Annotated in this window: 23 protein-coding genes and 1 tRNA gene; 15 read left to right on the top strand and 9 right to left on the bottom strand. The window is 68.3% G+C overall.

Annotated elements, in window-relative coordinates; translation table 11 throughout:
- Positions 1-41 precede the first annotated feature (41 nt).
- Together ACZ5KW_RS14650 and lonB are read right to left on the bottom strand one after the other, a co-directional pair.
- On the bottom strand, positions 42-284 hold the full coding sequence (locus ACZ5KW_RS14650; protein ID WP_343780710.1) for a FeoA domain-containing protein: 243 nt from the start codon (positions 282-284) through the stop codon (positions 42-44).
- Positions 285-651: 367 nt separating this feature from the next.
- Positions 652-2,937: an ATP-dependent protease LonB gene (lonB, locus tag ACZ5KW_RS14645; protein ID WP_343780711.1), complete on the bottom strand. Its 2,286-nt coding sequence runs from the start codon at positions 2,935-2,937 to the stop codon at positions 652-654.
- Between the two features lie 170 nt (positions 2,938-3,107).
- Here lonB and ACZ5KW_RS14640 point away from each other — a divergent pair, with 170 nt between their 5' ends.
- Complete coding sequence (locus tag ACZ5KW_RS14640; RefSeq protein WP_343780712.1) at positions 3,108-3,638, top strand: nicotinamide-nucleotide adenylyltransferase; 531 nt, start codon at positions 3,108-3,110, stop codon at positions 3,636-3,638.
- Between the two features lie 72 nt (positions 3,639-3,710).
- Positions 3,711-4,550 carry an SAM hydrolase/SAM-dependent halogenase family protein gene (locus ACZ5KW_RS14635; protein WP_343780714.1) on the top strand — a complete coding sequence of 280 codons (840 nt, stop codon included), beginning with the start codon at positions 3,711-3,713 and terminating at the stop codon, positions 4,548-4,550.
- A gap of 21 nt (positions 4,551-4,571) precedes the next feature.
- On the opposite strand, the gene ACZ5KW_RS14630 is transcribed toward ACZ5KW_RS14635, so the two are convergent.
- Positions 4,572-5,054 carry a DUF5793 family protein gene (locus ACZ5KW_RS14630; RefSeq protein WP_343780715.1) on the bottom strand — a complete coding sequence of 161 codons (483 nt, stop codon included), beginning with the start codon at positions 5,052-5,054 and terminating at the stop codon, positions 4,572-4,574.
- A 214-nt stretch (positions 5,055-5,268) separates the two neighbouring features.
- Between ACZ5KW_RS14630 and ACZ5KW_RS14625 the strand changes: the two genes are divergently transcribed.
- The 4 genes from ACZ5KW_RS14625 (at position 5,269) to ACZ5KW_RS14610 (ending at position 12,568) form a co-directional block, all read left to right on the top strand.
- Positions 5,269-6,966, top strand: a complete 1,698-nt coding sequence (locus ACZ5KW_RS14625) for a type II/IV secretion system ATPase subunit (protein WP_343780716.1) — start codon at positions 5,269-5,271, stop codon at positions 6,964-6,966.
- Positions 6,963-9,134: a type II secretion system F family protein gene (locus tag ACZ5KW_RS14620; protein ID WP_343780717.1), complete on the top strand. Its 2,172-nt coding sequence runs from the start codon at positions 6,963-6,965 to the stop codon at positions 9,132-9,134. The genes ACZ5KW_RS14625 and ACZ5KW_RS14620 overlap by 4 nt, the downstream gene beginning before the upstream one ends.
- 122 nt (positions 9,135-9,256) lie before the next feature.
- The gene (locus ACZ5KW_RS14615; protein ID WP_343780719.1) at positions 9,257-9,925 is read left to right on the top strand and encodes a class I SAM-dependent methyltransferase; all 669 of its coding nucleotides are present in this window, start codon (positions 9,257-9,259) and stop codon (positions 9,923-9,925) included.
- 60 nt (positions 9,926-9,985) lie between these two features.
- Entirely contained in the window at positions 9,986-12,568 is a 2,583-nt protein-coding gene (locus ACZ5KW_RS14610; RefSeq protein ID WP_343780720.1) for a methyl-accepting chemotaxis protein, read from the top strand.
- 101 nt (positions 12,569-12,669) lie between these two features.
- Here the strand turns inward: ACZ5KW_RS14610 and ACZ5KW_RS14605 are convergent, their stop codons facing one another.
- A complete protein-coding gene (locus tag ACZ5KW_RS14605; protein WP_343780721.1) occupies positions 12,670-12,954 on the bottom strand; it encodes a hypothetical protein in 285 nt (94 codons plus the stop codon).
- A gap of 13 nt (positions 12,955-12,967) precedes the next feature.
- Positions 12,968-13,492, bottom strand: coding sequence for a DoxX family protein (locus tag ACZ5KW_RS14600; protein ID WP_343780722.1), 525 nt, complete (start codon positions 13,490-13,492; stop codon positions 12,968-12,970).
- Positions 13,493-13,718: 226 nt separating this feature from the next.
- Between ACZ5KW_RS14600 and ACZ5KW_RS14595 the strand changes: the two genes are divergently transcribed.
- Positions 13,719-13,789 (top strand) — tRNA-Gly (locus tag ACZ5KW_RS14595).
- A 105-nt stretch (positions 13,790-13,894) separates the two neighbouring features.
- Here the strand turns inward: ACZ5KW_RS14595 and ACZ5KW_RS14590 are convergent.
- Together ACZ5KW_RS14590 and ACZ5KW_RS14585 are read right to left on the bottom strand one after the other, a co-directional pair.
- Positions 13,895-14,977 carry a type I restriction enzyme HsdR N-terminal domain-containing protein gene (locus ACZ5KW_RS14590; RefSeq protein WP_343780724.1) on the bottom strand — a complete coding sequence of 361 codons (1,083 nt, stop codon included), beginning with the start codon at positions 14,975-14,977 and terminating at the stop codon, positions 13,895-13,897.
- A 136-nt stretch (positions 14,978-15,113) separates the two neighbouring features.
- The gene (locus ACZ5KW_RS14585; protein ID WP_343780725.1) at positions 15,114-16,178 is read right to left on the bottom strand and encodes an NAD(P)/FAD-dependent oxidoreductase; all 1,065 of its coding nucleotides are present in this window, start codon (positions 16,176-16,178) and stop codon (positions 15,114-15,116) included.
- Positions 16,179-16,433: 255 nt separating this feature from the next.
- Here ACZ5KW_RS14585 and ACZ5KW_RS14580 point away from each other — a divergent pair, with 255 nt between their 5' ends.
- Both ACZ5KW_RS14580 and ACZ5KW_RS14575 read left to right on the top strand, forming a co-directional pair.
- A complete protein-coding gene (locus tag ACZ5KW_RS14580) occupies positions 16,434-16,751 on the top strand; it encodes a hypothetical protein (protein ID WP_343780726.1) in 318 nt (105 codons plus the stop codon).
- 37 nt (positions 16,752-16,788) lie between these two features.
- Positions 16,789-19,050 (top strand): prolyl oligopeptidase family serine peptidase, encoded by a 2,262-nt coding sequence (locus ACZ5KW_RS14575; RefSeq protein WP_343780727.1) that lies wholly within the window; start codon positions 16,789-16,791, stop codon positions 19,048-19,050.
- A gap of 1 nt (position 19,051) precedes the next feature.
- Here ACZ5KW_RS14575 and ACZ5KW_RS14570 read toward each other — a convergent pair whose 3' ends face one another.
- Positions 19,052-19,732: a metallophosphoesterase family protein gene (locus ACZ5KW_RS14570; RefSeq protein ID WP_343780729.1), complete on the bottom strand. Its 681-nt coding sequence runs from the start codon at positions 19,730-19,732 to the stop codon at positions 19,052-19,054.
- 218 nt (positions 19,733-19,950) lie between these two features.
- Here ACZ5KW_RS14570 and msrA point away from each other — a divergent pair, with 218 nt between their 5' ends.
- The gene (gene msrA, locus ACZ5KW_RS14565) at positions 19,951-20,487 is read left to right on the top strand and encodes a peptide-methionine (S)-S-oxide reductase MsrA (protein ID WP_343780731.1); all 537 of its coding nucleotides are present in this window, start codon (positions 19,951-19,953) and stop codon (positions 20,485-20,487) included.
- A 225-nt stretch (positions 20,488-20,712) separates the two neighbouring features.
- On the opposite strand, the gene ACZ5KW_RS14560 is transcribed toward msrA, so the two are convergent.
- Positions 20,713-22,419, bottom strand: coding sequence for a DUF7282 domain-containing protein (locus ACZ5KW_RS14560; protein ID WP_343780733.1), 1,707 nt, complete (start codon positions 22,417-22,419; stop codon positions 20,713-20,715).
- Between the two features lie 673 nt (positions 22,420-23,092).
- Here ACZ5KW_RS14560 and ACZ5KW_RS14555 point away from each other — a divergent pair.
- From ACZ5KW_RS14555 to ACZ5KW_RS14535, 5 genes are all read left to right on the top strand, one after another.
- Entirely contained in the window at positions 23,093-23,401 is a 309-nt protein-coding gene (locus ACZ5KW_RS14555; protein ID WP_343780735.1) for a hypothetical protein, read from the top strand.
- Positions 23,402-23,506: 105 nt separating this feature from the next.
- Positions 23,507-23,911 carry a 6,7-dimethyl-8-ribityllumazine synthase gene (gene ribH, locus ACZ5KW_RS14550; protein WP_343780736.1) on the top strand — a complete coding sequence of 135 codons (405 nt, stop codon included), beginning with the start codon at positions 23,507-23,509 and terminating at the stop codon, positions 23,909-23,911.
- Positions 23,912-23,932: 21 nt separating this feature from the next.
- Positions 23,933-25,087 (top strand): pyridoxal phosphate-dependent aminotransferase, encoded by a 1,155-nt coding sequence (locus ACZ5KW_RS14545; RefSeq protein ID WP_343780738.1) that lies wholly within the window; start codon positions 23,933-23,935, stop codon positions 25,085-25,087.
- A gap of 158 nt (positions 25,088-25,245) precedes the next feature.
- The gene (locus ACZ5KW_RS14540; protein ID WP_343780740.1) at positions 25,246-25,758 is read left to right on the top strand and encodes a universal stress protein; all 513 of its coding nucleotides are present in this window, start codon (positions 25,246-25,248) and stop codon (positions 25,756-25,758) included.
- A 92-nt stretch (positions 25,759-25,850) separates the two neighbouring features.
- A complete protein-coding gene (locus ACZ5KW_RS14535; protein WP_343780741.1) occupies positions 25,851-26,324 on the top strand; it encodes a DUF5788 family protein in 474 nt (157 codons plus the stop codon).
- The last annotated feature ends 94 nt before the right edge of the window (positions 26,325-26,418 follow it).

The raw sequence follows: 26,418 nt of genomic DNA, 5'->3' as shown, positions 1-26,418 counted from the left end.
GCCGTTCGCCCCCTCCTCGTTCGCCGGCCCTCCGTTCGCCGTCATCGTTGTTCGCCGTGGCGCCCCGCTCGCTCGACGGTGACCTCCCGGGCGAGCGGCCGCCCCAGCGCAACCTCCGTCCCGCGACGCCGCACGACGACCGGCCCGTTACGGATCCGTCGGTGACACTTGACGCGGCCGTCGAGGAGGCCCAGCCGCAGCAATCGGGCGCGCGACTCGTCGTCCGGTACGTCGATCAGTTCGATCCACTCGTTCGCCGGGACGTCGACCAGCGCGGCCACCATTTAGGCGTACCTAAAACCACGCCCGTATTGGGCGACACGCCGCATTATGTGGATTTATATAAGCGTCTCGCGGCTGGTAACCTCCCGTCAAGCAAGCCGTGAGTCCAGCTCGTCGTGGCCGCCGCCTTCGCACCGCGGAGCGCTTCGAGAGAGCTGACGGCCGCCGGCGCCCACCGCGACGAACGGCCCGTCGACCGACATCTCGTCGCCGTCCCGCGTGACGACGGTCTCGAGGATATCATCGCCGGCGAGACGGTCGAGGTCGTCGGAGGCACCCGGAGTCTCCGCGCACGCTGCCCGCTCGCGGTGCGGAGGCTCTCGGGGACGGAGCGAGAGCGAAAAAGCGGACGGCGACGCGCCGACCCGCCTACTGCGGGCTCGGGCTGGACGGGCCGGAGACGTTGCCGTCCTTCAGCGCAGAGCCGGTGATCGACTTCAGACGGGCGACGAGCGAGTCCTTCTCGGGCTCGCCCTCCAGGGCGATGTCGAGGACCTCGCTGATGTGCGAGACCGGGATGATCTCGATCATCTCCTTGTACTCGTCTTCGATCATCACGTCCTGCTCGTTGGCCGCCGGGATGATGACCCGGTCGCAGCCGGCCTTCGCGGCCGCCTCGATCTTGTGGGTCACCCCGCCGACGGGGAGCACGTCGCCGCGGACCGACAGCGAGCCGGTCATCGCGAGGCTCTGGTCGACGCCGACGTTCTCCAGCGCGGAGATGACGGCGGTCGCGACCGTGATGGACGCGGAGTCGCCGTCGACGCCCTGCTGACCGGTCTGGATGAACTGGATGTGGATGTCCTTCTCAGAGATGTTCTCGTCGGAGAACTTCTTGATGATCGCCGAGACGTTCTGGACGGACTCCTCGGCCATCTCCTTGAGCTGGCCGGTGGCGATCACCTGGCCGCCGCCCTGCGTCGGCGTCACCTCGGCCATCACCGGGAGCATGATCCCGGAGTCTTCGCCCATCACGGCGAGGCCGTTGACCCGACCGGTGACGTAGCCGTCGGAGACCTGAAGCTCGTAGTCCTTCCGGCGCTCGATGTAGTCGTCGGCGAGCTGCTGCTCGATGGACCGCGAGCGGCCCTTCGCCTGAAGGACGTGCTCGCGGGTCGTGACGTCGGCGTCCTCGCCGCGGGCGATGTCGCCCGCGACCCGGACCATCCCGCCGAGGTTCCGCATCTTCAGCGTGAGGTGGCCCTTCCGGCCGGAGCGCCGCTTGGCCTCGAGGATTATCTCCTCGACGGCCTCGGCGGAGAACTCCGGCAGGCGCCCGTCCTTCGCGACCTCCTGGGCGATGAAGCGCACGTACTTCCGGCGCATCTCCGGGGTGTCCTCGATGGTGTCCTCCATGTACACCTCGTAGCCGTACCCCTTGATACGGCTCCGGAGCGCCGGGTGCATGTTCTCCATCGCGTCGAGGTTCCCGGCCGCGATCATGACGAAGTCGGTCGGGACGGGCTCGGTCTGGACCATCGCGCCCGAGGAGCGCTCGGACTGGCCCGTGATCGAGAACTCGCCCTCCTGGATCGCCGTCATGAGGTGCTGCTGGCTGCGGATGTCCAGCGTGTTGATCTCGTCGATGAACAGCACGCCCTTGTTCGCCTTGTGGATGGCCCCGGCCTCGACGCGGTCGTGGCTGGGCGTCTCCATCCCGCCGGACTGGAACGGGTCGTGCCGGACGTCGCCGAGCAGTGCGCCGGCGTGCGCGCCGGTCGCGTCGCGGAACGGCGCGGTCTTCGTGTCGCCGTTGTTCACCAGCAGGTTCGGGATCATCGCGTCCGACCCGCGGTTCAGGTAGCGGAAGACGAGGTAGACCACGCCGGCCGCGATGATGCCCACGAGGATCTGGCCGACGATGATGAGCGCGTAGCCCAACACGACGGCGATGATGATCCACATGAGGAGCGACCGCATCTGGTTGCGCTTGCGCGCCTCCTCGCGGTGCGCCTCGACGATCTGGTCGCCCTTGCCGGCCGGCACGGTGCGGACCTTCGGCTTGTTGCCGTCGTCGGGGTTGTGATACACCAGCACGTCCTGAAGCTCCTCTTTGGGGAGGAGTTCGGACATCGCCTTCGCGAGCATCGACTTCCCGGTCCCGGGCGAGCCGATCATCATCACGTGGCGGCGCTGTTTGGCCGCCTTGATGATCACGTCGCGGGCGTGTTCCTGCCCGATGACCTGGTCGACGAGCCGGTCGGGGATCTCGATTTCGGCGGTCGTGTCGACGTTGAGTCCGCCGAGCAGGTCGTCTTCGTCCGGGTCTTCGTCTATTTCGGCGCCCTCGACCTCGACGGTGCTGCCGAGATCGTCTATCCCGCCGTCGTCGGCGGGGCCGGCCCCGTCGCCGTTCCGGTCCCCCTCGGGACCGTCGACGATCTCGGTCTCGTCGAACCCGTCGCCCTCGTCGACGACGATACCGTCGTCCCAGGGGTCGTCCGCGTCGTCGGGGTCGTCGGCCGACTCCCCGCCGGAGTCCGCGGCCGTGTCCCCCTCGACGCCGGGCTCTCTCGCCGAACCGTCGTCGGGCTCGGGGTCGCCGCGCGTGGCGTCCTCGCCGTTCCCCGTCGGGCTCGAGTCGTCGACGTCGCCGTGAGGCGGGTCGTCGGGGTCGTCGGCCGTCGGGTCGTTCGTGTCCTTCTCGTTGCTCATAGAATCGGGTGTCGCTGTTGAAAACGACGGGTCGGCTACTGATATACTTTCTCCCCCCGGACCCCTCAGCATGGGCGCAGTAAAACCCATCTAGAAGGCTTTTACCCCCAGATATCGGCGTCAGGCCGTTCCCGCGGGGTTTATAAATGGCGGCCACGCTACGTGAACTCATGCGGGGGTTCTACATCGGCCGGTATCAGCCCTTCCACCACGGCCACCGGCACATGATCGAAGAGATCGCGGCGGAGGTCGACGAGCTCGTCTTGGGGATCGGCTCCGCCGGCGACTCTCACACCACGAGAAACCCCTTCACGGCCGGCGAGCGCGTGATGATGGTGACGAAGGCCGTCGAGGGGCTCGACGCCACCACCTACGTCGTCCCCATCGAGGACCTCGACCGCAACTCCGTCTGGGTGAGCCACGTCCAGAGCATGACCCCGCGGTTCGACGTGGCGTACTCGAACAACCCCCTCGTGGTCCGGCTGTTCGAGGAGGCCGGCGTCGAGGTGCGCCAGTCGCCGATGTTCCGGCGCGACGTGTTGGAAGGGACCGAGCTCCGCGAGCGGATGATCCGCGGCCGCGACTGGACCGACCTCGTCCCTGACGCCGTCGTCGACGTGATCCGCGAGGTCGACGGCGTCAAGCGCATCCGCCGGATCGCCGAGACCGACGCGAACGGCGACGAGCCCTCCGACGCCTGAGCCGCCCGTCGTGACGCCCGCCGCGACGACCGGCCCGTTCGTTTTAACCGATCCCCGCCCGCGGGTACGGATATGATCACGCTCACCTCTGACTTCGGTTCGCCGTATCCCGCCGCGATGAAGGGAGTGATCCGCCGCCACACGCGCGCCGAACTGATCGACGTCGCCCACGACCTGCCCCGCGGCGACCCGCGTGCGGCCGCCTTCTGGCTCCGGTTCGTGCTCCCGGAGTTCCCGCCGGCGGTCCACTGCGCCGTCGTCGACCCCGGCGTCGGCACCGATCGCGACGCGCTCGTCGTCCGGGCCGGCGCCCACGTCATCGTCGCGCCGGACAACGGCCTCGCCATGCCGCCGGCCCGGGCGCTGGCGGGCGACGACGAGGACGTCGAAGTCCGGACGATAGCGGTCGACGACCCGGCGAGCGCGACGTTCCACGGCCGCGACGTGTTCGCCCCGACGGCGGCCCGCGTCCGCGTGGCGCTCGACGAGGCCGGAGCGGCCGAGACGGGGCCCGCCACGGACCCCGAGGCGGTCGCCGACGCGCTCGCGTCGATGGACGACCTCTCGCCCGCGAGCGACCCCGTCGACATCGTCTTCCCGGAGCCGTCCGTCGAGCGCGAGAACGGCGACGTGGTCGCCGTCGACGGCGAGGTACTCGCGATCGATCGGTTCGGGAACGTCGTCACCAACGTCCCCGGCGACCTGGTCCGCGGCCGGGACTGGGTCCGCGTCGACGGCGACCTGACGCCGGTCGCGGAGACGTTCGGCGCCGTCGACCCCGGGGAGCGGCTCGTCACGGTCGGGAGCCACGGCTACGTGGAGTGCGACGTAAACGACGGCCGCGGGGACGGCGCCTTCGACCTGCGGCCCGGCGACTCGGTGCGGCTCGTCCCCGACAACGTCAGCCTGTGAGCGTCGGGGGGCCAGCCGGCCTCACAGCTCGACGCCGGACGGGATGAGGCTCTCGCTGCGGAGGAGGTTCCCCTCGTGGTCGTACACGAGGAACGTGTCTTTGTCGTAGTCGACGAGGCGGTCGCCGTCGATGTCGATCTCGATCCGGTACCGAGCGTCCCCGTCGTCGGTGGCGTTGCGCGCGGCGTGGATGAAGGGGAGCACGTCCGTCGCCGTCTCGTTGAGTTCGAGGACGAAGTCGCCGGTGTACCGGTTGGTGACCCCGACGACGCCCTCCGGGTCGTCCGCCTCGCCCAGCGGCTCTCGAAGCCGGAACGCGACGTCTATCTGGTCGGCGCCGAGCAGGTCGTCGTCCCCGACTGCGCCGTCGCTCTCGCCGCCCGAGAGCCGGTCGCGGAGCAGTTCCTCCGGTCCGTGGAAGTCGATCCGCACCAGCGGAGGCGACCGGGAACCGGCGCCGTCGGCGACGCCCTCAACGGTCAGATCGAAGTAGTCACGCCGCATTTCCTGTCGGTTGCTTTGCGGCCCGGCCGTATCAACGTAACGGGCGGATCAGCGCCACAGGCTCGCCGCGACCGGACGTTCGCACCGAGTGGGCCCCGGCGGAGCCGCCGGCCTCGCCGCGACCGCGCTCCGCTGCCGGCGGTCGCCTCCGATGTCGTGCGTGATAATCGCTGGGGGTAATTTAAACTCCCCCGGCCTCTAGGACCTCGTATCAATGGCGAGTGACGCCGGCGGAAGCGACCTCGGCGACCGCATCGAGGCCTTCCAGCGGCGCCTCTCACGCACGTGGGAGGTGATCCGGGGATCCACGCTCGACGTCCGGCCGTTCCGGCCGGGCGAGGACGGCCCGCTCGCGTCGTTCGTGGTCCCCGAGGACGAACGCGAGGTGGACCGGTACTGGGTGAACGCCCCGTACGCCTACGTCGTCATCACCTACGACGAGGCCGAGAGCGAACACCGCTACTACGCGGTCGAACCCGAACTCGACGCCGTCGAGCGCGACCTGCTCGACCGCGTCGTCGACGACATCCGCGACCCCCTCCTGTACCGCGAGGGGACCGGCAAGACCGACGAGGAGACGCTCCGCTCGGAGTTGAAGGCGCTGTTGGAGGGATACGGCTTCGAGGCCGGGATGGACACCTTCCACGCGCTCGCGTACTACCTCTACCGCGACTTCCGCGGCTACGGCAAGGTCGACCCGCTCCTCAACGACCGCCACATCGAGGACGTCTCCTGTGACGGGTACGACCTCCCCATCTTCGTCTACCACGACGACTACACCGACATCGAGACGAACGTCTCGTTCGGCCAGGAGGCGCTCGACAGCTACGTGATCCGCCTCGCCCAGCAGTCCGGCCGCCACGTCTCCGTCGGCGACCCCATCGTCGAGACCACCCTTCCCGACGGGTCGCGCGCGGAGCTCGCGCTCGGCGAGGAGGTGACTCCCCGCGGTTCGGCGTTCACCATCCGCCAGTACGCCGAGGACCCGTTCACGCCGGTCGACCTCGTGGAGTACGGGACCTTCTCCGTCGAGCAGATGGCGTACTTCTGGCTCTGTATCGAGCACAACAAGAGCCTCATCTTCGCCGGCGGCACCGCCTCCGGGAAGACCACCTCGATGAACGCGGTGTCGATGTTCGTCCCGCCGCGCGCGAAGGTGCTGACCATCGAGGACACCCGCGAGCTCTCCTTATACCACGACAACTGGCTCTCGGCGGTCACCCGCGAGCGCCGGTACGAGGGGACGGACATCGACATGTACGACCTCCTGCGCTCCGCGCTGCGCCACCGGCCGGAGTACATCATCGTCGGCGAGGTGCGCGGCGAGGAGGCGATCACACTGTTCCAGGCGATGAACACGGGCCACACCACCTTCTCGACGATGCACGCGGACTCGATCGAGACGGTGATCAACCGGCTCGAGAACGAGCCGATCAACGTCCCGCGCGCCATGGTCCAGTCGCTGGACATGCTCTCGGTCCAGACGCTCACCCGCTCCGGGGACGAGCGCGTGCGCCGGGCCAAGACGATCGGCGAGATCGGTGGCATCGACCAGCGAACCGGCGAGCTCGACTACTCCTCGGCGTTCGAGTGGCGGCCGGAGTCGGACACGTTCCGCCGGAACGACTCGTCGCTGATGGAGGAGATCGCCGACGAGCGCGGCTGGTCGCGGTCGGAGCTGCTCCGCGAGGTCCGCCGCCGCGAGCGCTTCCTCGAACTGCTCTCGGGGCTGGGAATCAACGACTACCGCACGTTCACCGCCCTCGTCAACGAGTACTACGCCGACCCGGAGACGGTGATGGACCGGCTCGACGAGCGCGCCGCCGCGGCCGAGGGCGTCGACGCCGACGAACTCGCCGCGGACGACGACCTCGCCGCGGGCGGGCGAGCGGCCGACCCCACGGGCGGATGATCGAGTACCTCCCGCTCGCCGCCGCGGTCGCGGCCTGTCTCGCGCTCGCGCTGCCGCTCGTCGACGAGCGCGCCGACCTGCTCGTCACCCGCGCCGCGCTGTTGGCGTTCGGCGACTACGTCGGCGAGGACGAGAGCCGGCGGCGGGCCCAGCGCGACCGGATGCGCGCGGCCCACGTCGCCGGCACCACCCACCGCGTGTACGCGTCGCGGACCCTGCTGTACGCCGCCGTCCTCGGGGTCGCCGGCAGCGTCATCGGCGTGTACGGGGCCGCGGGACTGCTCGCCGCGCTCGACGTCGGCGAGGCCGCGATCCGCGCGGCGCTCCCGCCCCAACTCGGGTTCGTCGCGGTCGTGGCGCGGCTCGCGGACCTCGGGCTCGGCCGACTGTTCCTCCTGCTCGCGACGGTGTCCGCGACGGTCGGGTCGGGGCTCGCGATCGGCGCGTACCTCGCGCGGTGGGAGCTGCTCGACCAGCGCGCCCACGCTCGCGCGGCCGAGATAGACGCCACCCTGCCGCGGACGGTCGCGTTCATGTACGCGCTCTCGCGGTCGGGCATGGCGTTCCCGCGGGTGATGGACACGCTCGCGGAGAACGAGGCAGTGTACGGCGAGGCGGCGACCGAGCTGTCGGTCGCGGTCCGCGATATGAACGCCTTCGGAACCGACGCGCTCACCGCGCTCCAGCGGATCGCTCGCCGGACGCCGAGCGACGACGTGGCCGACTTCGCCGAGAACCTCGCCTCGGTGCTCGGCACCGGACAGCCGGTCTCGACGTTCCTCAACGAGCAGTACGAGCGGTACCAACAGGAGGCGGAGGCGAAACAGGAGCAGTACTTGGAACTGCTCTCGACGTTCGCCGAGGCGTACGTCACGGCGCTGGTCGCCGGACCGCTGTTTTTCATCACGATCCTCGTCGTCATCGGGCTCGTCTTGGAGGACACGCTGCCGCTGTTGCGCGTCGTGGTCTACGTCGGAGTGCCGCTGGCGACGTTCGGGTTCGTCGTCTACGTCGACAGCGTCACGCAGGGCGTCGGCGGGACCGAGACGGTCGCGGAGTCGTCGCTGGCGGACCCGAACACGCCGTCCGTCGACGGGGTGCGCCACGCGAGCGACGAGCCCGGCGACCGCGGCGCGTCCCCGCGCTTCGACGGCGGGACGGCGACCGGAGGCGGCTCGGACCCCGCGGACCGCTGGGCCGAGAGCCGCGAGCGCCTCCGGATTTACGACAGCCTCCGGCGCGCCCGGGGGTTGATCGAGTCGCCGGTCGAGACCGTGCTTGCCTCGCCGCGCACGGTGCTGCTCGTCGCGCTGCCGGCCGCGGTCGTCGGGCTGCTCGTGTTCGCGTTCCCGATCACCCTCGGGACGCCGGTCGAGATGGTCGACCAGATCGACGGCCCCGTCGTCACCGCGACCGCGTTCGTCCTCGCGACCTACGCGGTCGCCTACGAGTTCCGGAAGCGGCGTGTCCGGCGCATCGAGTCCGCCGTGCCCGACTTCCTCGACCGGTTCGCCAGCGTCAACGAGGCGGGGACCTCGGTGATCGGCAGCGTCCGCCGGGTCGCCGACTCGAACCTGGAGGCGCTGACGGCGGACCTCGGTCGAACCCGTCGCGACATCGAGTGGGGCGCGGACGTCTCGACCGCGCTGCGCCGTCTCGAACGGCGGGTCCGGTCGCCGATGATGTCCCGGGCGGTCGCGCTCGTCACCAACGCGGTCCGGGCGAGCGGCGACATCGGGCCCGTCCTCCGGATCGCCGCCGACGAGTCGCGAGCGACGTGGGCGCTCCGGCGAGAGCGCAGACAAGTGATGCTGACGTACCTCATCGTCATCTACATCTCCTTTCTGGTCTTCCTCGGGATCATCGCGGCGCTCTCGGTGTCGTTCATCCCGGCCATCGAGGCGGCCGGCGTCCCGGGTACCGGCGGCGGCCTGCCGGAAACCGGCGGCAGCGTCCCCTCCGCTCCCGGCGGGATCACCGACGGGATCGGCGACATCGACGTGGCGGCCTACGAGCAGCTGTTCTTCCACGCCGCGTCGATTCAGGCGATCTGCTCCGGGCTCGTCGCGGGACAGCTCGGCGAGGGGTCGGTGCGCGACGGCGCGAAACACGTCGTGGTGCTGCTCTCGCTCACGCTCGTCGCGTTCGTCGCGATCGGACTGGTGTGAGTCGCTCGGCGCGCTGCTCGACGAGGCGGTCGCCCGCGCTCGCGAGATCGGTTTTCGGCGTGAGATCAGGAGTCGCGGCCCGAGGCCGCACGAGCTAAACCCGTCGCGGTCGAGCGATGCGTATGAGCCCGGAACCGACGGAACATTCCGACACGACGGGCGATCCACAGGCGACCTACGACCGCATCGCGGCGCACTTCTCGAAGACGCGGGAGTACGCGTGGCCCGAGGTCGAGTCGTTTCTGGAGGGGCGCTCGGCCGACCGCGCTCTCGATCTGGGCTGCGGGAACGGTCGGCACACGGAGGCGCTCGCGGAGCGCGCCGAGAGCGTCGTCGGCGTCGACCTCAGTCGCGGGCTGCTCGACGAGGCGGTCGCCCGCGCTCGCGAGCGGGGATTCGCGGACGCGGCCGGCTTCGTCCACGGCGACGCGTCGGCGCTGCCGGTCCGCGATAACGCGGCCGGACTGGCTGTGTACGTCGCCACCCTCCACCACCTCGCGCCCCGGAGCGCCCGCGTCGAGAGCCTCGACGAACTGGCTCGGGTCCTCGCTCCGGGCGGAGTCGCGCTCGTCAGCGCGTGGAGCACGGCACACGACCGCTTCGACCGCGACGAGGGGTTCGACACGACCGTCGACTGGACGCTGCCGGGCGGGGAGACGGTTCCGCGGTACTATCACATCTACTCGCCCGGCGAGTTCGAGTCGGATCTCGCCGAAAGCGCACTCGAAACGTGCCAGATAGACGTTTCGAGCGGGAACTGCTACGCGACGGTGTCCGTCCCGAACCACTGATTATCAGATCCGATACCGACGTGCATGGATTAAAGAACCCGTGCCGACCGCGTTGTGGTAATGGCCGACACTTTCCTCGAACGAACCCTCCGCCGGATAGCCCCCGGCGCGGTGACGCGGAGCTACCTCGCGAAGTTCATCGTCGCTCTCGTCGTCGTCGTGCTCGCCATCGGCGCCGTCGGTGCCGTCACGTACGCGGAGACGACGGACCAGCTCGAATCCAACGCGCAAAACGAGTACTCGGCCACGGCCGAGCTGAGCGCCCTCGAACTCGACGGCTGGTCGACGGAGCGCCGCGCGGCCGCCGCCGACATCGCCGACAACAACGTGTACACGCGCGACTCCTCCGACCCGGTCTCCGTCTATCTCTCCTCTCAGTTCTCCCGCACGAACTCCGAGACGGTCGCGCTCCACCACGTCGATCGGAAGACGGGAACCGTCTTGGCCTCGGCGTTCGACGACGACCGGGAAGCCGCGAACGAGACCGACGGCGGCGAGACCGTCACCGAGCAGCCGTGGTTCGACGACGGACTGTTGTTCGGCGATCAGGTGTACGTCTCGCCCGCCTACGAGGTCGACGGCGAGCGTCGGGTCGCGTACGTGGCCGGAACGCCGCGGCGCGACTACCTCGTCATGGAGGTCGCGCTCGCGCCGGTCGTCGAAGACCTCCGCCAGCCGACCGCGGGCTCGTTCACCACCATCGTCCAGCCGAACGGTGAGATCGCGGCCAGCGACAACGACCAGATCGCCGGCGAACGGTACGACAACGAGACGCGGGCGGCCCTGTTCGGCGAGGAACGCTCCGTCGGCTTCCTCTCGTCCGCGACGTTCGGCTTCGCCGGCGACGGCGAGTACCTCGTCGCGTACGCGCCGACGGAGACCGAAGACTGGTACGTGGCGACGCACGTCCCGCTCTCGGAGGCGTACGCGCTCTCCGGGATGATCGGCCGGAACCTCCTCCTCATCATCGGGGTCGCGATCGTCGGGCTCGGCGTGATCGGCGCGACGCTCGGCCGCGGCACCGTCGCCGAACTGAACCAGCTCCGGTCGCGGGCGTCGGCGCTGGCCGACGGCGACCTCGACGTCGACTTCGACACGAACCGGCGCGACGAGTTCGGCGACCTCTCGGACGCGTTCGCGACCATGCGCGACTCCCTCCGCGACCAGATCCAGTCGGCCGAGACCCAGCGGGAGCGCGCCGAGGCGGCGAAAGCGGAGAGCGAGGCCTTCGCCGACCAGTTAGAGGCGCGCGCGAACGACTTCGGCGAGACGATGGCCGCCTGCGCCGACGGCGACCTGACCGCCCGGCTCCACGCCGAGCCCGACGACCCCGACGCGCTCCACTCGATCGCCGAGGAGTTCAACGCCGCCATGGACGAGCTGGAGGCCGCGATCGCCGAGGTCGACGCGTTCGCCGTCGAGGTGGCAGACCGGAGCGACGCGGTGACCGACGGCACCGACGAGGCCGCGGCCGCCGGCCGCGAGACGAGCGACGCGGTCGACGAGATATCCTCCGGCGCGGAGCGACAGAGCCGCCAGCTGGCCGAGGTGGCCGGCGAGATGGAGGACATGTCGGCGACCGTCGAGGAGGTCGCCGCGTCGGCCGACGAGGTCGCGACCACCTCTCAGCAGGCCGACGCGCTCACCGCCGACGGCCGCGAGGCCGCGGTCGACGCCGTCGAGGAACTCCACGCGATCGAGGAGCGCTCCGAGTCCGCCGCCGAGACGATCGAGCGCCTCGAAGCCGAGATGGCGGAGGTCGACGAGATCGTCGAGACGATCTCGGAGATCGCCGACCAGACGAACCTGCTCGCCCTGAACGCCTCGATCGAGGCCGCTCGCGCCGGCGAGGCGGGCTCCGGCTTCGCGGTCGTCGCGGAGGAGGTCAAGTCGCTCGCCGAGGAGACACAGGAGTCCGCCGCCGAGGTGGAGTCGCTAATCGACGGCCTCCGCGAGCGCACCGACGAGAGCGTCGACGAGATGACCGCCATCCGCGAGGGAGTCGACGACGGCGTCGCGGTCGTCGAGGACGCGGAGGACGCGCTCGCGGAGGTCGCCGACCGCGTGAGCGAGGCCGACGACGGCGTTCAGGAGATCTCCGGCGCGATGGACGCGCAGGCGGCGTCGGTCAACGAGGTGACCGGTGCGGTCGACGACCTCGCGGGCGTGAGCCAACAGACGACCGCCGAGGCGACGACCGTCGCCTCCGCGGCCGAGCAGCAGGCCGCAACGCTCGGCGAGGTCTCCGAGCAGGCCCACGACCTCCACGAGCGCGCCCGGGACCTGCGGGAGATGACCGAGGGGTTCGAGGTCGACGTCGACGGGGGCGGAGCGATCGAGTCCGGCACCGCGGACGCCGGTTCGGCGACTGACACGGTCGCCGACGGGACACCGGCGGTGAGCGATTCGGCGGCGACGAGCGACGCGAGCGAAGCGACCGAGGAGAGCGACTCGACAGACCCGGTCGAAACGACTGACGGGGGCGACTCAACTGACTCGGCCGAAGTGACCGCCGAGACCGAGTCGGCGTTCTCGTTCGGTGACGACGAGGAGTCGTCCGACGCCGCCCCCGCCAGCACCGACGGCGGCACCGCTCACGGAGCTGGAGAGTCAGGCGAGCCGCACGCCGACGACTCGGCGTAGCCGGAGACGGCTCTCAGCGAACGTCAGAACGAAGGAAAGTGGTCGTCGTCGCCCGCGGCGACGAGCACTACTGGTCGCGTCGCGGCTGGATACCTCGCTTCTCAGTCCGCCATCGTCTCGTGGCTGACGCCCCGTTCCTCCGGGAGCGGCGCCACGAACCGGTAGGCCGCGTACAGCCCGAGCACCGCGAGGCCGGCCAGCACGAAGCCGGTCCGGATCTCCGGGCTGATCAGCGGCATCGCGGTCACCTCGCCCGCCTCGTTCGTTATCGGGGCCGGGGCGAACGGTTTGCCGGTGAACGTCTCGACTAGTCCGAGGACCACGATGCCGAACAGCATCAGTCCCGCGCTCAACGCCCGTGCCGCCTTGTCAATGGTGTCTGTCATACTGAATCACCTCTTAACCGAGCAGGTACCGCAGCTTGGGGTTCTGCTTGACGAGCGCCGTCTGTTCGATGAGCGCGTCGAGACCGTAGTACCGACCGGCCGCGAGCACGATCACGGTCAGGAACAACAGCAGACCCATCAGGTCGCTGTTGACGACGCCGTGACCGAAGCCTGCGTTCCCGACCCAGAACAGGCTCATGAAGATGACCCCGCCGAACGCGGCCAGCCGGGTGAACGCACCCGCGATCAGCGCGAGGCCGATGAGCGTCTCGAACAGCGGCACGCCGGGCTCGATGAGCCACGCGAGGTTGTTTCCCATCCAGACGGGGATGCCGCCCAGCGCGGTGCCGGTCATGCCCTTCATGTACGCCGGCCCGTAGGTGAACGCGAACCCGTTCTCGATGATCTTGGTGACTCCGGCGTGGAAGAACCACCACCCGGTGACGACGCGCAGGAACGCGATCCAGTAGGTCGCCCAGGGGCCTTCCAGCGCGAACTCGGTCTCGCCGACCAGCGGATTGCTTGTTTGGTATGACATCGGTCTCACCTCACGGGTGTAGGTTGAATGGCTATACACATATGTACCGAACACGCTTCCTAGCCGCTGAAAAGCCTTCTAAGGCGCTGGGAGACGCCCGCAGTATCGTGGTTCTTTAAGTGCGATCCAGCCAGCGTGACCGCTCACGGCCGATCGAGTCGGCTGAACACGGAACGCTTATGAAAGTCGTTCCGCCTACGTGTAGGTGCGTCATCGACCGACGCGAGCGCCGGTGGTCTAGTGGTAGGACCTGAGCCTTCCAAGCTCATGGCCCGGGTTCAAATCCCGGCCGGCGCACTCCCTACGGTCGTGCGCCGGCCGTACTCCCACTCGCTCGCTGCGCTCGCTTGCGGGAGTCCCGGCCGGCGCTTATCTGAATGATCTAGCGGATTAGAGGAATCTTCACCACTCTCCGTGAAATTCAACAGTGAAATCGTAATGGGCGATGAGACGGCTAATCTCTCGTTGCTTCTGTGTCGAACTCAGATTAGTCTCTAAGTAGTATCCACCTGCTACTTTCCGAGGTTGAACCATTTCTGACTCACTAGTCGAGGTTTCATCATGTATAATCGGTCGCGTTCGACCGGGAATATACGGAAGTTCGCTGAGCTTCGAAATTAGTGAATACTCGCTCGCTAGGTAATCGACTGCTTTTACGAATGCCTCGGTCTGTCTGTCGCCATAGAATTCAGCGATTGGACTGTTCCCGTCCAAGAACACGATCCGATACGCAGCATTACTGGAATCTTCTAGCTCGGTATGTGATTTTCCTACTGTCTCTTCTGACTCCGGGTCGTGGGATTCACTATTACCCGTATCAATCTCATGTTCTATATCTGCGATCAGTCGGTCAATGAGCTCTTTTGATTGCGACTCGGCCAGCGGCGCGATCGATCCGAACACGCTCTGAGTGAGGACTTCGACCAAATTTCCTGCGAGGTTATCTTTCTGTGTCTTGAGTTTGTCCTGAGCCTGCCGAAGCTCGTTTATCCGTTCGAGTTTCTCCCGCCCCTCTCCGGATTCAATATCATCTTTCGTGTATGCTTCGAGTAACGTAGATCGCTCAGTCAGCATCTCCAAGTCAGCAATTCCGACACGGCTGATACTCACTTCGGAACCCAAGACCCGCCGTTGAAAAAACCGATACTCCTCCGCATTCGTGAGAATACCGTAGTTGACGTTCTTATTGGACATATACGACGACAGTTGTTCCTCATGATCGTCGTTTAGCGGTGTGTCGACTCCCTTTGCTTCTAGGAATGCAACCGGCGTTCCCTCCAAAACGAGGGCATAATCGACCTTATACGTTTGACCAAATGCTTCAACCGAATACTCTAGCTGTGTATTCTCCGGAATTTCCCAACCAAGGAGTGTGAGAAAATTCTGAAGGATCGCGGCTTTCGTATTGGCTTCGTCCATCTGCGGCGCCGCCTCGATAGTCGACCGAGTGTCGTCTACGTATTCGGCTACCGCGTCGTCATCCATGTATACAAAAGAGTTCACACGAAAGTCATATCAAGCTTTACCAGTCGCTCGATGGACAAATCCCGGGATAAGACGAGTAACCTCGTGTGAGTCTCTTCCGTTAACTCGAAACAAATCCCATGATAAACTGAGTTTATCAGTCGTCGTCCGCGGCCGGGGTCTCGGCGGCCTCCTCGCGCGGCCCGCCCGCGTGCCCCTCGTGGGCGACGGCGGTCGCCATGAGGTGCGGCGGGATGGCGGGCACCTCGTCGGCCCCGACGGGGCCGTTCGCCTCGATGTCCTCGGGGGAGCGCGGGAACTCGCGGAGGCTCTTGTGGATCGCGATGCCCGCCTTCGCGCCCTGTCCCATCGCGACCGGGACCTGATTGTGGCCCGGCGTCACGTCGCCGACGGCGAACACGCCGTCGACGCTGGTGCGGCCGTGGTCGTCGACGTCGACCTCGCCGCCGTCGGTGAGGTCACAGCCGAGCCCCTCCGCGAGGGAGGTGTTGTAGTCGGAGCCGTACATCGGGAAGCCGCCGCGGTACTCGCGACGAGTCCCGTCTTCGAACTCCATCGCCTCCAGCCACCCGGAGTCGGGATCGTTCTCGACGCCCGCAACGTCCTCGTGGACGATTTCGACCGGGTGTGCGCGAAGTTGCTCGTCGGTCTCCTCGCTCCACGTGGGCTCCGCGCCGCGGGTGAGCAGGTCCACCTCGTCGGTCATGTTCAGCATGATCATCGCGACGTGGGCGGCGGCCTCGCCGTGTCCCATCACGTACACCGGCTCGTCGACGAACATGTACGCGTCGCAGTGGAGACACCAGTGGAGCCCCTTCGCGTTCCGCGGGAGCGGCGGGTCCGGGCGCTCGTCGGAGAACCCGGTCGCGAGAACGACGTGGTCGGCGACGATCTCGGCGTCGTTCGTCGAGAGCCGGAACCGACCGTCGTCGGTCTCGACCGCGTCGGTAACGAAGTCCCGGACGAAGGTGCCGCCGTACGACTGGACCTGTTCGCGGCCGGTCGCGAGCAGCTCGTTGCCGGACACCTCCTCGGTGACGCCGATCACGTTGTGCGTGTCGGCCATCATCGCCGCGCGCCCGCCGCCGCGGTCGATGAGCACCGTCTCGTGGCCCAGTCGAGCCCCGTACAGGGCGGTCGTCAGCCCGGCGGGCCCGCCGCCGATCACCGCGATCTCGTACTCGTCGTCGGACGAACTCATTACCGGTCGTACGCGTCGCGGCGGTTTAAATGACGCCGTGCTGTGCGCGGGCGGTGGCCAGCCCCGGCGCTCGCCCCCGGCGCCCTGATCCCGGGCCGTGGGGGTCGGCGACTCCGCGTCGGCCTGCCGGATTTCGGTCGATTCCGCCTTCGCTCCCCGTCTGAGAGGGCTCGATTCGATACGTCGACACCTCTCACGGCGTCGACCGTGCGCCTGCCCGGAGATTTATTGGTCCGTACCGCGTTCGCTAGGCCAGTGGTTTCCCGTCTCGCGCTCGCGGTCTGTCTCCTGTTCGTCGGCGCCGCCGCCGACGTAGGGACCACCTACCTCGCCCTCTCGGGGACCGAGTACGTCGAGGGGTCGCCCGTCGGCCGCCTGTTCATCTCCCGCTTCGGCCTCCTCCGCGGCATGCTCCTCACGAAGGTCGCCGGGATGGCGCTCATCGGCGTGCCGGTCGCGGTCGCCGGCGGCACGCGCCGGCTCGTCGCGACCGTGATGTGCGCGGGCGTCGGCGCGCTCTCGCTGGCGGTCGCCGCGCGGAACCTCCTCCTCGTCGTCGGCCTCTGGCCGTGACCCCAGCCGTTTTGCGTCGGCGGCGACACCGAATCGTATGTCACGACACTCCGCTTCGACCCGGTCTCCGCCGGAGACCAAGCGCGAGACCGTCACGGAGACGCTCCACGGCGTCGAGGTAACAGACCCGTATCGGTGGCTCGAAGCCGACGACGAGGCGGTAGCCGAGTGGGTCGACGAACAGAACGCCCACGTCGACGCCGCGCTCGACGACGGGATCCGCGACCGCCTGCGCCCCCGGTTCGAGGACCTCGTCGAGGTGGCGGACTACGGGCCGATCACCGTCCGCGAGGGCCGGTACTTCGCGACGGTCCGCGAGCCCGGAGCCGACCACGCTCGGCTCGTCGTCCGCGACGCGGCCGACGGCGACGACCGAGTCGTCGTTGACCCGAACGCCTGGGCGGCCAACCGCGGCGGCGAGGGGCCGCCCCGGTCGATGGCGTGGTACGTCCCGGCCCACGACGGCGAGCGCGTCGCGGTCGGCGTCACCGAGGGCGGCGACGAGAACTACGACGTGCGAGTCCTCTCCGTGCCCGACCCGGAAGCAGACGAGTCAACTGAAGACGAGGCGTCGGAGGCTGACTCGGAGTCGGACGCGTCGGAGGCTGACTCGGAGTCGGACGCGTCGAGCGGCTACGGGGCGGGCGTCGAGGAGGTCGCGGTCCTCCCCGAGCGGGGACGCGTCAACGCCGGGAGCTTCGCGTGGGACGCCGACTGCGAGGGGTTCGTCTACGTCGCCACCGGCGGCGCGGCCGACGGCGCGCAGATGGACAAGGAGGTCCGCCGGTTCCGGTTCGCCGGCGGCGCCGCCGACGAGACCGTCCTGCTCGAACACGACGACCAGCACGTCTGGCCGCGGGTCACCGTCGACTCCGACTCGGGGCTGCTCGCGGTCGCCTTCTCGGAGATGGTCGGGGGGACCGAGTGGTACGTCCACGTCGACGGCGACCTCCGTCCGGTCCTGACCGACACCGACGCCGAGACCTCGGTCCGGTTCCACGACGGGACCGCGTTCGTCTCGACCGACCACGATGCGCCTCGGCGACGGCTCCTCGCCTGCTCGGTCGAGCGGTTCCGCGAGGGCGACCTCTCCTTCGAGGAGTGCCGCGAGGTCATCTCCGAGGGCGAGGGGATCCTCCAGTCGGCGGTGCCGACCGCCGACAGCCTCCTCGTCCACCGCCAGCGCGACGCCCACTCGCGGCTCTCGGTCCACGACCGCGACGGGACGCACCGCCGCGACGTGTCGCTGCCGGAGTACTGTTCCGTGACGTGGCTCTCCGCGGCCCGCGACGCGCCCGAGGCGTACTTCGGCGTCACCGGCTTCGACCGACCGCCGGCCGTTCAGGGGCTCGATCTGACCGTCGGGTCCGGCGACGACGCTGGTGTGAACGACGCCGACGCGGACGAATCCGGCGCGGCCGACGCCGACGCGAGCGAAGCCGCCGCACCGACCGAGATCGATTCGGTCGACCTGTCGGTTCCCGACGACCTCGTCGTCGAGCAGCGCTTCGTCGACTCGACGGACGGCGCCGAGGTCCCCGTGTTCGTCTGCTACCGCGAGGACGTCGACGTCGACGGCCCGCGACCGACCCAGCTGTACGGGTACGGCGGGTTCCGTAACAGCGTCACGCCCTCGTTCGGCCGGTTCCGGCTGCCGTTCCTCGCCGACGGCGGCGCGTTCGCGGCGGTGTGCGCGCGCGGCGGGTACGAGTACGGCGAGCCGTGGCACGAGGCGGGGATGCTGGCGGAGAAACAGCACACCTTCGACGACTTCGTCGCGGCCGGCGAGGCGCTCTGTGCGTCCGGCCTCACCGACTCGGATCGGCTCGCGGTCGCGGGCGGGTCGAACGGCGGGCTCTCTGTCGGCGCGGTCGTCACCCAGCGCCCGGACCTGTGGGCGGCCGCGCGGTGTGCGGTCCCGCTCCTGGACATGCTGCGGTTCCACCGCTTCCTGCTCGGCGAGTCGTGGACGACGGAGTACGGGCACCCGGAGGACCCGGAGGCGTTCGAGTATCTCCGGGCGTACTCGCCGTACCACAACGTCGACCCCGACGCGACCCACCCGCCGGTGTACTTCACCACGGCCGCGAGCGACACGCGCGTCCACCCCTCGCACGCCCGGAAGATGACCGCCCGCCTCCAGAGCGAGGCCGACGGCGGTCCTTTCCTGTTGCGCACCAAGCCGGAGACCGGCCACGGCGTCGGCAAGCCCGCGTCGATGGTCGTCGACGAGCAGACGGACTCGTGGGCGTTCTGCTACGAGCAGTTGGGGATCGAAGTCGGCGACGACGCCGAGTGAGCTACGCGCCGTCGTAGAGGCGCTCCGCGGTCCGCTCCGGGAGGTCGGCCTCGTGAACGGCCGCGGCGACGCGGTCGATGTCGTAGCTCACGCGGCGCGTCTCGACCGCGTCGGTCCCGGCGGCCGTCGTGTCCAAGACCGCGTAGCCGGCGCGCGGGTCGCCGTCGCGCGGCTGGCCGACGCTGCCGGGATTACAGACGAAGCCGCCCGCGACATCGCGGACCCCCTGAACGTGGGTGTGTCCGAGGAAGATTCCGTCGTACTCGCCCATGTGTCGGTCGAGATTCGGGAACTCCTCCGGGTAGACGTAGGCGTCCTCGCGCTCGGCCGCGGGGTGTGAGTGGACCAGCAGATACCGGTCGCCGGCGAACGTCTCGGCGCGCGGGAGGCCGCCGATCCACTCGCGCTGCTCGGCCGACAGCGACGCCTTCGCGTGTTCGAGGCCCGCCTCGGCCATCCGGTTGGCGCGGTAGCGCTCCGGGCTCTCGACGGTGCGGTCGTGGTTCCCGCGCACCGTCGCGGCCGCGACTTCGCGCACGCGCTCGACGCACTCGGCCGGCCACGGGTTGTACCCGACCACGTCGCCCGCGCAGTAGATCCGGTCGACCGCGGGCATGTCGTCCAGTACGGTCTCCAGCGCCGGGAGGTTCGCGTGAACGTCGGAAATGAGGCCGACCTTCATCGGGATGGGGTACGATCGGCGGGAGGGAATAGGTTGCGGCGAGCGGCGTGTCGCGGAACGGGTAGCACGCGGGCGCCGTCCCGCGGCAGCCGGCCGGCCCGGGGGACTCAACGCGGCTCCGCCTCGCTCCGGTTCGTAAATCGGAGACCGTCGAATAGACGTCCTTCCGGCCGCGTCTCCACGCGTCATTAATACGTCTCCGACGCCAACGCGTGTACATGACAGATCAGCTCGAAACCGCGACGCTCGGCGGCGGCTGCTTCTGGTGTACCGAGGCGGCCCTCGAACTGCTTGCCGGCGTCGAGTCGGTCACGTCCGGCTACGCGGGCGGCCACGTCGAGGACCCCACGTACAAACAGGTCTGCTCGGGCAACACCGGGCACGCGGAGGTCGTCCAGGTCGAGTTCGACCCCGACGCGATCGCCTACGACGAGGTGCTGGAGGCGTTCTTCGAGGTCCACGACCCCACGCAGCTGAACCGACAGGGCCCCGACGTGGGGAGCCAGTACCGCTCCATCGTCCTCTACCACGACGAGGAACAGCGGAAGACCGCCGCGGCCTACATCGAGGCGCTCGACGAGGAGTACGACGACGACGTGGTGACGGAGCTCGAGCGGTTGGAGACGTTCTACCGCGCCGAGGAACACCACCAGGACTACTTCGCGAAGAACCCGAACGACGCCTACTGTAGCTTCCACGCCCAGCCGAAGATGGAGAAGGTGCGCGAGAAGTTCGAGGCGAAGGTCGCGAAGTAGATACCATCGGCACTTCAGCCGCGTTGGGCGACTTCATCCCCGCGTTCGCTCACGAGGTCGCTCCACCGAGATCGATCGCTCCGTCATCGTGTGAACCGTCGCTCTGTAGGCGAATATCTTCTCCCGAGACGTCGAGCGCCACGCTCGGCGCCCGCTGACCCAAGCCGTGAACTCGATAGAAGATCGAACCCGAGGAAGCTGGGTTAGATACCCGTCCTCAGGTGTTTACGGCTGCTCGCCGTCGGTCGCGTTTCCACCGGAGTCGCCGTCGGTCGCGTTTCCACCGGCGCCTCCATCAGTTCCGTCGTCTCCGTCTGTTCCGTCCTCTCCGTCTGTACCATCTTCTCCGTCCTCGCCGCCTGCGTCACCTCCGTCATCTCCGTCTGCGTCATCTCCGTCGTCTCCGTCAGCCGGAGGCCCTTGGCCGGGCGTCTCGACGGTGATGATCGCGTCCTGACCGAAGTCGTTCGTGAAGACGCTGTGGATGTACGTGCCCGGCGGGCCCGTGGCCCGTACCTCGAACTCAACGGTCGTGGAGCTCTCGCCGTCGAGCTCGACGTTCCGGGTCTCCACGAGGTCGCCGTCGAACCGGAACTGGACCGGCTGTTCGACGGCGAAGTCGTTGGGGTTCGAGACGGTGGCGCTCACCGTGACCTCGTCGCCCACGTTCGCCGACTCGGGCGCGCTGAGATCCGAGACGCCGAAGGAGACGACTTCGTCGGCGATCCGGACCTGAGCCGGCTGCCCGTCCCCACGGGTGTAGACGCCGTGGATGTACGCGCCGGAAGCGACTTCAGACGTGTTGACCGTCGCCGTGAAGTTCACCGATTCGCCGGCGTCGAGGCTGATATCCTCGCGGGCCGTCACGTTCCCGTCGAAGCGGTACTCCACGCTCTGCGTGTCCGACACGTCGTTGGGGTTCTCGATCGTTGCGGTGACCTCCAGCGTCTCGCCCCGTTCGATCGCCTCGGGGGCAGCCAGATCGCTCACGACGAACGATTCACCGGTGGTCTGTGTCGCTTCCACGGTGACGTTCGCGGAGTCGGTTACGGCCGACCCGTTCGCGACGTACGGGCCGTCGGCCGACCCGTTAGTCGCCACGAAGTCGTAGGTGTCGTTGGCGTTCGTGTCGCGGTGCGGCATCGCGATCAGCGTCTCGTTCTCGGTGAGTTCGGTCTGGTTGAACGAAGCGCCCGGAACGCCGTCGAACAGCGTGACGGCGACGTCCTCGTTCTCTCCGGGTTCGAGGTACTCCGAGACGCCGATCACGCTCCCGGTGACCTCCCCGTCGAGCAGACTGTCGTCGTGGATCACCACGAACCCGCCGTCGGACGTGTTCACCGAATCGACGGTGACGGACGTGCCGTCCGTCGTCTGATCGGAGAACGCCACCGTGGCGTTGGCCTCCGTCGGCGGGTCGACCGGTGCGGTCTCGACGGTGACGTTCGCGGAGTCGGTTACGGCCGACCCGTTGTCGACGTACGGACCGTCGTCGGACCCGTTACTCGCGACGAAGTCGTAGGTCTCGCTGGCGTTCGTGTCGAGGTGCGGCATCGCGATCAGCGTCTCGTTCTCGGTGAGTTCGGTCTGGTTGAACGAAGCGCCCGGAACGCCGTCGAACAGCGTGACCGTGACGTTCTCGTTCTCCCCGGGTTCGAGGTACTCCGAGACGCCGATCACGCTCCCGGTGACGTCTCCCTCGAGCAGGCTGTCGTCGTGGATCACCACGAACCCGCCCTCGGACGTGTTCACCGAATCGACGGTCACGGACGTGCCGTTAGTCGTCTGATCGGAGAACGCCACCGTGGCGCTCGCGTTCGTCGGCGAGGCGGCCTGTGGCCGTACCTCCTGTGCCCCGACCATCCCCACGACGGAGCCCATCATCACCGCCGCGAGTGCGATCGCGATGACTTTCTTCGTTGAATTGTTCATGTGTGTTATCACTCTGAGCTACGTCTCGTTTCGCCTGTCACGTCGTCACTCGACGAAACTGTCCGCCCGTCACTCGACGCAATATTCAGCCCGTCACTGTCCCCCGCTCGTTCGTCCGCGACGCTCGTGTAAACCACAACGAAACGTCAGCATCCGGACTCGCTTTGTTATGCGTTGTCTTGGTCAGAATTCGACCGGCTTACTCTCGACCCGTGTGTCTCCGGATTCGCCGGGACCACGCCGTGACCGATAAGAGCGGCTTAGTCGCAGGCACCGACGGAATCGTCGTCAGATCACCCCGGTGAGTAATGACGCTCCCAAGATCGCTGACACGAGCGGTAATCCCGACCAACTGACCCGCTGGCGCGGTCCCGCGTCGGCGGCGGCGCCAGCGGGAGACGGCGAGGGGTCCGACGGACCGATCGACACGCGAACCTCCCGTCCCGGGCGAAGTCGGACCGAAACGAGCTGTTCGGGCGGTTCAACTGAGTCGTTGAACGCCGCCCCGACACACCAGAGACAGCCGCCGCCGTCCGTCGCGGTCTCGGTGTCGGTCACACCGTCCGTTGGCGTCGGAGCCGCGATTACCGGCCCGCGGAGCGACGCGGGTGACCCGCCTTCGACGGGACGGCGACCCGAAGACACATCTCCGTGGCGCAGCGACTCCCGCCCGATGATAGCGTGGTTCGGTGGTGAGGGGAACTCGATCTCGCTTTTGATCCCGCTCTTCGGGATCTGTATCCTCTTGATCGCCGGCAGAGTGACAGAGACCAACCGCGCGAGACGGTACTTCCTCCCCGGGTTCGTCCTCTGGTTCGGCTACCGATTCGCGCTCGGCCTCCAAGCGGGGACCCTGATCTCGTTCCCTCGGCCGATCGGGCTCGTCGGCGCACTCTCGCTGTTGGTCGGGTTCCTGTCTCTGACGTTCTACGGGTTCTACGTCGTGTGGAAGGGACGCGACCCGATCGCGTCGCGGGCGTGACGCCCCCGTGAGTACGGCTCCGCGGGGGTTCCGTCCCGAACGCGTTCGCCCGGCAACCCTGCGGTCGAACGGTAGACCTTTGCCGTCGCCCGCATCAGGTCAGGTATGGTCTCGTTGGGACTGGTGGTGGCGCGGTTCAACGACTCCGTCACGGAGCCGATGGCCGAGGCCGCCCGCGAGGCGGCCGCCGACCGCGACGCCGTCGTCGTCGACGAAGTGAGCGTGCCGGGGGCGTACGACAGCCCGCTGGCCGCCGATCGACTCGCGCGCCGAGACGACGTCGACGCGGTCGCGGTCGTCGGCGCCATCGTCACCGGCGACACCGAACACGACCGCGTCATCGCGAACGCGACCGCAGAGAAGCTCACCGACGTGAGCCTCGACCGCGACACGCCGGTCGCCTTCGGCGTGAGCGGCCCCGGGATGTCGGGGGCGGAGGCGCGCGAGCGGATCGACAAGGGCGCGGAGGCCGCGCGCGGTGCCATCGACCTCGCCGAGGAACTGGACTAACGGAGACGACTACACACACACATGAGCGACGCATACGACTTCTCGGAGCGGATCGGACGCGTAGAACCCAGCGCGACGCTGGCGATATCGAACCTCGCGGCGGAGAAGGAGGCGGAGGGCGCCGACATCGTCGACCTCTCGGTCGGCGAACCAGACTTCGCTACCCCGGCGAACGTCGTCGAGGCCGGAAAGGAGGCGCTCGATGCGGGCCACACGGGCTACACCTCCTCGAACGGGGTCCCCGCGCTGAAGGAGGCGATCGCGGACAAGCTCCGCGGGACCGGTATCGACGCCGACGCCGACGAGGTGATCGTCACTCCCGGCGGCAAGCAGGCGTTATACGAGACCTTCCAGACGCTGATCGACGAGGGCGACGAGGTCGTCCTGCTCGACCCGGCGTGGGTCTCCTACGAGGCGATGGCGAAGCTCGCGGGCGGCGACCTCTCGCGGGTCGACCTCGCGCCCCACGGCTTCCAGCTGGAGCCGGCGCTCGACGACCTCGCGGAGACGGTCTCCGACGACACGGAGCTGCTCGTCGTCAACTCCCCGTCGAACCCCACGGGCGCGGTCTTCTCCGAGACCGCGCTGGAGGGCGTCCGCGACCTCGCCGTCGAACACGACATCGCGGTCATCTCCGACGAGATATACGAGCGCATCGTCTACGACGCCGACCACGTCTCGCTCGCGAGCCTCGACGGGATGGCCGACCGCACCGTGACGATCAACGGCTTCTCGAAGGCGTACTCGATGACGGGCTGGCGGCTCGGCTACCTCCACGCGACCGACGAGTTCGTCGGCGAGGCGGGCAAGCTCCACTCCCACTCTGTCTCCTGTGCGACGAACTTCGTCCAACGCGCGGGGATCGAGGCGTTAGAGAACACCGACGAGTCCGTCGAGGAGATGCGGCAGGCGTTCGCGGCCCGCCGCGACCTCCTCGTCGACCTGTTCGACGAACACGGGGTCGACGTCGACGTCGGCGACGGCGCCTTCTACATGATGATCCCGGTCGCGGACGACGACCAGGCGTGGTGTGAACGCGCCATCGAGCAGGCCTCGGTCGCCTGCGTGCCCGGCGGCGCGTTCAACGCGCCCGGCTACGCCCGCATCTCCTACGCCGCGAGCGAGGAGCGCCTGCGCGAGGCGGTCGACCGGCTCGTCTCGAACGATCTCTTATAGATAAGACCGACTTCCCGGCCGTCCCATCGGCCGGGTTCGTCGCCGACCTGTCGGCTGTCCCGCCGTCATCTCGCCAGCCGTGCGACCGGACCGGTCGGTGGCGCGAACCTGCGGTACGTTTTTGTCACTGCCTCAAGAAATTTCAAACTGGTGAAACGATGTACGACAACATACTGTACCCGACTGATGGGAGCCCCGGATCGGAGGCGGCGGCGGCGCACGTCCGCGAGCTCGCGACGGCGTTCGACGCGACCGTACACGTGCTACACGTCGCCGATTCACGCAAGGGCGGACTCGGTACGAGCGGGGCGTTCTTCGACGAGCCGAGCCAAGCGATGAGCGGGGAGTCGCCCGACGAGGGGTACATCGGCGGACACGAGAATCGACCGGACCCCGACGAGATCAACGAGGCCCTGTCCGAGCATACGCTTGAACTCCTCGGCGCATCGGCCGATTCGACCGACGGGATCGACGTGAAGACGGCGGTCAAGACGGGGAATCCGCACTCGGTGATCCTGCGGTACGCCGACGAGAACGACATCGACCTCGTGGTGATGGGGACTCACGGCCGGACCGGCGTCGAGCGCTACCTGCTCGGCAGCGTCACCGAGAAGGTGGTGCGGCTCGCGGACCCGCCTGTGGTGACGGTCCGCGCCGACGAGACCGAGTGACGTCGCGGGTCGACGGCGACCGGCGCTCCCCCGGACCCGCGGAGGGGGCGCCGACCGCAGCCCATTTTCGCGGCGCGGCCCAACCGACGGACATGGACGAGTCCCTGCGCGAGGAGCTGCTCGAACGCGTCAACAGCCGCACCGCGACGGTCGGGGCGTCGGTCCCCGACACGGTCACCATCGACGGTGTCGAGCTCGACCTCTCCGAGTTCATCGTCGAGACGCGCGCCATCGAGACGGTCCCGCCAGCGGTGGACCGGAAGCTGGCGTCGGTGAAAACGACCCTCCGCGAGGAGCGGCGGCGGCGACTGGATCGACTCGAGGGGGCTGCGGACGCGGCCGAAGCAGGCGACGGCGGCGCGAGCCAAACGGGCGAGGAGAACCGAGCGGCGGCCCCCGACGGCCTCGACCGCGAGGACGCCGAGCGGCTCGCCGACGAGATCATCGGCATCGACCGCGCGCTGAACGCCTTGGAGACCATCCGCCACCCCGACTTCGCCGACGAGCATCGATCCGCCACGCTCGACGGGCACGAGCGCTGGCTGGCGTTCGTCGACGAGGTGTAGCGAGCCGCGGTGCGGTCCGGCCGAGGCGAGGATCGGAGGACGTTCGGCGCGCCGGCGATGCGACGTTCCGAAACCCTTACTCCCGGTCCGGAAC

This window comes from Halorubrum ejinorense, from assembly GCF_055389685.1.
This window is presented reverse-complemented; position numbering and strand designations above follow the sequence as displayed.

Coding starts and splice junctions, on each gene's coding strand:
- ACZ5KW_RS14650 (WP_343780710.1), bottom strand. CDS start 284: ATGGTGGCCGCGCTGGTCGACGTCCCGGCGAACGAGTGGATCGAACTG.
- lonB (WP_343780711.1), bottom strand. CDS start 2,937: ATGAGCAACGAGAAGGACACGAACGACCCGACGGCCGACGACCCCGAC.
- ACZ5KW_RS14640 (WP_343780712.1), top strand. CDS start 3,108: ATGCGGGGGTTCTACATCGGCCGGTATCAGCCCTTCCACCACGGCCAC.
- ACZ5KW_RS14635 (WP_343780714.1), top strand. CDS start 3,711: ATGATCACGCTCACCTCTGACTTCGGTTCGCCGTATCCCGCCGCGATG.
- ACZ5KW_RS14630 (WP_343780715.1), bottom strand. CDS start 5,054: ATGCGGCGTGACTACTTCGATCTGACCGTTGAGGGCGTCGCCGACGGC.
- ACZ5KW_RS14625 (WP_343780716.1), top strand. CDS start 5,269: ATGGCGAGTGACGCCGGCGGAAGCGACCTCGGCGACCGCATCGAGGCC.
- ACZ5KW_RS14620 (WP_343780717.1), top strand. CDS start 6,963: ATGATCGAGTACCTCCCGCTCGCCGCCGCGGTCGCGGCCTGTCTCGCG.
- ACZ5KW_RS14615 (WP_343780719.1), top strand. CDS start 9,257: ATGAGCCCGGAACCGACGGAACATTCCGACACGACGGGCGATCCACAG.
- ACZ5KW_RS14610 (WP_343780720.1), top strand. CDS start 9,986: ATGGCCGACACTTTCCTCGAACGAACCCTCCGCCGGATAGCCCCCGGC.
- ACZ5KW_RS14605 (WP_343780721.1), bottom strand. CDS start 12,954: ATGACAGACACCATTGACAAGGCGGCACGGGCGTTGAGCGCGGGACTG.
- ACZ5KW_RS14600 (WP_343780722.1), bottom strand. CDS start 13,492: ATGTCATACCAAACAAGCAATCCGCTGGTCGGCGAGACCGAGTTCGCG.
- ACZ5KW_RS14590 (WP_343780724.1), bottom strand. CDS start 14,977: ATGGATGACGACGCGGTAGCCGAATACGTAGACGACACTCGGTCGACT.
- ACZ5KW_RS14585 (WP_343780725.1), bottom strand. CDS start 16,178: ATGAGTTCGTCCGACGACGAGTACGAGATCGCGGTGATCGGCGGCGGG.
- ACZ5KW_RS14575 (WP_343780727.1), top strand. CDS start 16,789: ATGTCACGACACTCCGCTTCGACCCGGTCTCCGCCGGAGACCAAGCGC.
- ACZ5KW_RS14570 (WP_343780729.1), bottom strand. CDS start 19,732: ATGAAGGTCGGCCTCATTTCCGACGTTCACGCGAACCTCCCGGCGCTG.
- msrA (WP_343780731.1), top strand. CDS start 19,951: ATGACAGATCAGCTCGAAACCGCGACGCTCGGCGGCGGCTGCTTCTGG.
- ACZ5KW_RS14560 (WP_343780733.1), bottom strand. CDS start 22,419: ATGAACAATTCAACGAAGAAAGTCATCGCGATCGCACTCGCGGCGGTG.
- ACZ5KW_RS14555 (WP_343780735.1), top strand. CDS start 23,093: ATGATAGCGTGGTTCGGTGGTGAGGGGAACTCGATCTCGCTTTTGATC.
- ribH (WP_343780736.1), top strand. CDS start 23,507: ATGGTCTCGTTGGGACTGGTGGTGGCGCGGTTCAACGACTCCGTCACG.
- ACZ5KW_RS14545 (WP_343780738.1), top strand. CDS start 23,933: ATGAGCGACGCATACGACTTCTCGGAGCGGATCGGACGCGTAGAACCC.
- ACZ5KW_RS14540 (WP_343780740.1), top strand. CDS start 25,246: ATGTACGACAACATACTGTACCCGACTGATGGGAGCCCCGGATCGGAG.
- ACZ5KW_RS14535 (WP_343780741.1), top strand. CDS start 25,851: ATGGACGAGTCCCTGCGCGAGGAGCTGCTCGAACGCGTCAACAGCCGC.